Source organism: Veillonella sp. KGMB01456 (assembly GCF_023051165.1).
GTDB lineage: Bacteria > Bacillota > Negativicutes > Veillonellales > Veillonellaceae > Veillonella_A.
The window spans coordinates 1-5,177 of the sequence record NZ_JALKIG010000072.1; the positions used below are offsets into that span (position 1 = coordinate 1).

Sequence of the window (5,177 nt, forward strand, 5' to 3'; positions counted from 1 at the left end):
TCAAAGGCCAGAACAACATCACTCGTTACGAAATGGCTCAGATGGTAGCTAAAGCAATGGCTAACGAATCCCGTGCCAACGCTGAACAGCAAGCTATGATCAACCGTTTGGCTAACGAATTTGCTGATGAATTGAACAATTTGGGCGTGCGTGTTTCCAACTTGGAAAACAAAGTAGGTAATGTAAAAGTAACCGGTGATGCTCGTCTTCGTTACCAAGGTTCCGATAAAAAAGGTGAAATCAGCTCCGATAACACTAATAAAAAATCCTTGTTCGATATGCGCGGTCGTGTACAATTCAACGCTAATGTAAATGACAACACATCCGCAGTTATCCGCGTAACCAGCGGTGATATGGAATTCGGTGATTCCACAACATCCGATGTTGAATTTGACCGTGTATATGTAGCTCACAAATTCGGTAAAGATACAACTGCCGTAGCCGGTCGTTTCGGTGCTTTCGTTGGTAACGGTTTAGTATACGATGATACGTTTGATGGTGCCGCTGTAAACTATGACAACGGTAACTTCTCCGCAACCGCTGCTTACGGTTCCTTCATGGAAGGCGGTTTATTCAATAACGGTAGCATGAGCTCCTATGCACACGACTTCAGCGATGCAACTTCCGATGAAAACGCAACCGTAACCTTGTTACAGGCAAAAGCTAAACTTGGTGAACATGCTACAGTAGGTGGCTTCTACACCTTTGGTAACAAGAACTTAGATAACGATATCTATGGCGGTTCCTTAGACCTCAACTACGGTAAAGTTTGGTTAGGCGGCGAATATGCAACCTTCTCCGATAAAGACGGCTCTTTGGTACAATCCAACGATAAAGACGCATGGGTAGCCGGCATTGGTTACGGCGACTACGATATCGCTAAAGAAGGTACTTGGGGCGTTAAAGTTCAGTACTTCGATGAAGGTAAATACTCGCCTGTAATCAGCTCCACATTCAACCAACCATACAACAGCGATTACAAAGCTTGGATGGCATCCGTTGATTATGCCTTGGCTAAAAACGTAGGTCTTTCCGGTTATTGGGCATTCAATGCTGAAGACCAGAGCGGTAACGACTTAGGCGATTACTACCGTGCAGAATTGAACTACAAATTCTAATATTTGACTTGGATAGAAGTTCTTTACGAATATAAAGTTCAAAATATAGAATTGATGTAGTGAATTCGGATGAACAAAAAGTTATTCGAATGAAAAAAGAGAGTTAATAAGTTTGAAGTTAATTCTCAATTAACAGTGAAAACTACATATAAATTGACCATAAAAAGTCAATTTTGAGGTAAATTTTAAGAGCCGATTGGCACGAGAAATCGTGTTAATCGGCTCTGTTTTTTATGCATTTTATAAGATGCTGATTGGTGTAATTTACATGAATTTTACAAACTGTGTAATTGTAGTGGACAAAAACATGTATTAATAAAAAGAAACATAAAGTAGATATAAAAATCAAGCTAATTATTATATTAAAATTATAAATCAAATTGGAGAGGGGTATATGTATTTGATATCTTACAATTTGTTTTCTCTTAATAGACTAAATATAGATGAATACTCAATTTAATCAGAAAACTCTGAAAAAATAGATTAACAATTCGTGTAATATTGCTATAAATGAGAGTTAGTGATAATTGAAGTATTCATGAGGGTTACAAGTTACATTACATCGAAAATTGTCATATTTTTTCTTCAAAACTCGTGGACAAATTTTGAGTTTTCTTTACAAATCATGAAGACCGCGATACAATGATTACAGAACGAACGACATCAAAATTCATTGATATGAGAAAAGCGGTCACTTGTGAGGAAACATGGACACTCCATTTAAGATTACTGAGTATCTGAAATGAAGAATAGATAATGTTGGTTCAAACATTATTAAATCTTTTTTTGGAAAGAGGTAATTTATTATGAAAAAACGTTTTGCAGCCGTATTTGCAGCAACTGCTGTACTTGGCGTAACTACTGCTTTCGCAGCAAACCCATTTTCTGATGTAACTCCTAACGATTGGGCATACCAGAGCGTAGCTCAGTTGGCAGCAGCTGGTGTAATTAACGGTTACCCAGATGGCACTTTCAAAGGCCAGAACAACATCACTCGTTACGAAATGGCTCAGATGGTAGCTAAAGCTATGGCTAACGAAGCTCGTGCTAACGCTGAACAGCAAGCTATGATCAACCGTTTGGCTGATGAATTCGCTAGCGAATTGAACAACTTGGGCGTTCGTGTTGCTACTTTGGAAAACAAAGTTGGTAACGTAAAAGTAACCGGTGACGCTCGTCTTCGTTACCAAGGTTCCGATAAAAAAGGTATGTTCGCTACTGACGCAAACAGCAACAAACGTTCCCAGTTCGACTACCGTGCACGTGTTCAGTTCAATGCTAATGTAGCTGACAACACTTCTGCAGTAGTTCGTATTGTAACAACCGGTGAAGATAATGGTTTTGACGGTGTAGAATTTGGTGATGCAACCGGTACTACTGTTAAATTTGATAACATGTACGTTGCTCACAAATTCGGTAAAGACACTACTGCGGTAATCGGTCGTTTCGATAACACTATCGGTAACGGTTTAGTATACGACGATCCATTTGATGGTGCTGCTATTACTTATGACAACGGCAACTTCGCATTGACCGGTGGTTACGGTTCCTTCATTACTGGTAGCTTGTTCAGCAAATATAATGCTAATAATGAAATCGTTAATGATAAAACAGGCATGCCTGTAGGCTTTGACGGTGATATCGCAAATAAAACTGCTGATAATAACTACAAAGTAGCACTTGCACAGGTTAAAGGTAACTTAGGTGAACACGCTACTATCGGTGGTTTCTATGCTTGGGGCTTAGACAACTTGGATAACGATATCTATGGCGGTTCCTTAGATCTTCAATTCAACAAATTGTGGATTGGTGGCGAATATGCTACTTGGGACAAAAATTGGAATACTGGCGTAAACAACGACGGTAAAGATGCTTGGGTAGCCGGTGTTGGCGTAGGTAACTACGACATTGAAAACGAAGGTACTTGGGGCGTTAAAGTTCAGTACTTCGACCAGGCTAAACATTCTCCTGTAATCAGCTCTACTTGGAATCAACCAGTAAACTCCGACTACAAAGCTTGGATGGCTACTGTTGATTACGCTTTGGCTAAAAACGTTGGCTTGTCCGCTTACTGGGCATTCAACGCTGAAAACCAAGACGGCGCTGACTTACCAGACTACTACCGTGCAGAATTGAACTACCAGTTCTAATCTGACCAATAATTACTATAATATAGTAGTTTCGGATATAAAAAAGACAACTTCTTCGGAAGTTGTCTTTTTTTGTTGTCGTAAACATCAACAAAAATCAATATAGGGATAAACGTTGATAAATAAAGGGGTTGTAAGGTGTGAGTTTGATGAAGTTGAATCCTTTCTAAGAAGACAGATGCATAACCTATGCGAAATAATCATAACAAAACCCTTTGATTTTTGATTCGAGTGTGGTATTATGTCCGTAGATTGGTAGTCATGACAGCTTCATGATTGACAGAAAATGTAATTAAGTGTGAGGAAACATGGACACTCCATTGTAAATTACATGAGTATAGAAACATGAAGAATGAAATGAGATGCCATCTGCTATTTTATTTCTTTTTTCTGTTTTTTACCGAAAGGGGTAATTACAATGAAAAAACGTTTTGCAGCCGTATTTGCAGCAACTGCTGTACTTGGCGTAACTACTGCATTCGCAACTAATCCATTCTCCGATGTAACTCCTAACGATTGGGCATACCAGAGCGTATCTCAATTGGCAGCAGCTGGTGTAATCAACGGTTACCCAGATGGCACTTTCAAAGGCCAGAACAACATCACTCGTTACGAAATGGCTCAGATGGTAGCTAAAGCTATGGCTAACGAAGCTCGTGCTAACGCTGAACAACAGGCTATGATCAACCGTTTGGCTGATGAATTCGCTAGCGAATTGAACAATTTGGGCGTTCGTGTTGCTACTTTGGAAAACAAAGTTGGTAACGTAAAAGCTACAGGCGACGTTCGTCTTCGTTACCAAGGCTTTGAAAAGAAAGGTATCATTAACGAAGATAAACCAAGCAAAAAATCTTACTTCGATTATCGTGGTCGTGTTCAATTCAATGCACAAGTAAATGAAAACACAACTACTGTTATCCGTATCGTTGGTTCTAACGAATTCGGTAATGCTAACAAAGCTTCCGTATCTGCTGACCGTATCTATGTAGCTCATGAATTCGGTGATGAACTTACAGCTGTAGGTGGTCGTTTCGGTGCATTCGTTGGTAACGGCTTAATCTATGATGATACTTTTGACGGTGCTGCTTTGGCATACGACAATGGTAAATTCAGTGCTTTAGCTGCTTACGGTTACTTTGTTGAAGGCGAATTAAAAGGTCTTTCTGAAGAAAATAACCTTTCCGTAACATTGTTACAGGCTCAAGGTAAACTTAGCGATGACATCACTATCGGTGGCTTCTATGCATTCGCTAACAACAACGGTTCTAAATTTGCAAGTGCTTATAATTTAGATGGCGACAGCTTCGACATCTATGGCGGTTTTGCTGACTTCCAGTTCAAAAACGTTTGGATTGGCGGCGAATACGCTACATTTGCTGAAGATGCTAAAGAAGGTGGCAATGACGCTTGGGTAGCTGGTATCGGTTTCGGTAACTACAACATTAAAGAAGCCGGTTCTTGGGATGTTAAAGCTCAATACTTTGATTTAGCTGAAAAAGCTCCTGTATTCAGCTCCACTTGGAATCAACCTGCAAACTACAACTACAAAGGTTGGTTAGCAACTGTTGATTACGCTTTAGCTAAAAACGTTGGCTTATCTGCATACTGGGCATTCAACGGTGAAACTCAGGACGGCGAAGACGTATCCGATTACTACCGTGCAGAATTAAACTACAAATTCTAATTTCTTGTAAAACAGAATTAATAAGTAGTGAAAATAAGACAACCACTTCCTTCGGGAAGTGGTTGTTTTTGTTTGCCGTTTAAAAAAAATACGACTAAACTTTATTATAAAAATCTATAAATATGAAGGATTTTGAAAATTTATGTCGAAATTATTAAGTATGGTATTTTTAGAGTTATAGGACAAAAAGTGTGTGTAGAAAGTGCTGCAAACTTAGATAAATAC

3 protein-coding genes are annotated in these 5,177 nt (G+C 39.2%); all 3 read left to right on the forward strand.

The window, feature by feature from the left end:
- The coding region (locus MXE28_RS11200; RefSeq protein WP_247240176.1) for a putative porin at positions 1–1,118 on the forward strand (1,118 nt) is incomplete at its 5' end.
- 806 nt (positions 1,119–1,924) lie between these two features.
- Positions 1,925–3,268, forward strand: coding sequence for a putative porin (locus MXE28_RS11205; RefSeq protein ID WP_226974687.1), 1,344 nt, complete (start codon positions 1,925–1,927; stop codon positions 3,266–3,268).
- 418 nt (positions 3,269–3,686) lie between these two features.
- Positions 3,687–4,952: an S-layer homology domain-containing protein gene (locus tag MXE28_RS11210; RefSeq protein WP_247240177.1), complete on the forward strand. Its 1,266-nt coding sequence runs from the start codon at positions 3,687–3,689 to the stop codon at positions 4,950–4,952.
- Positions 4,953–5,177: the final 225 nt, after the last annotated feature.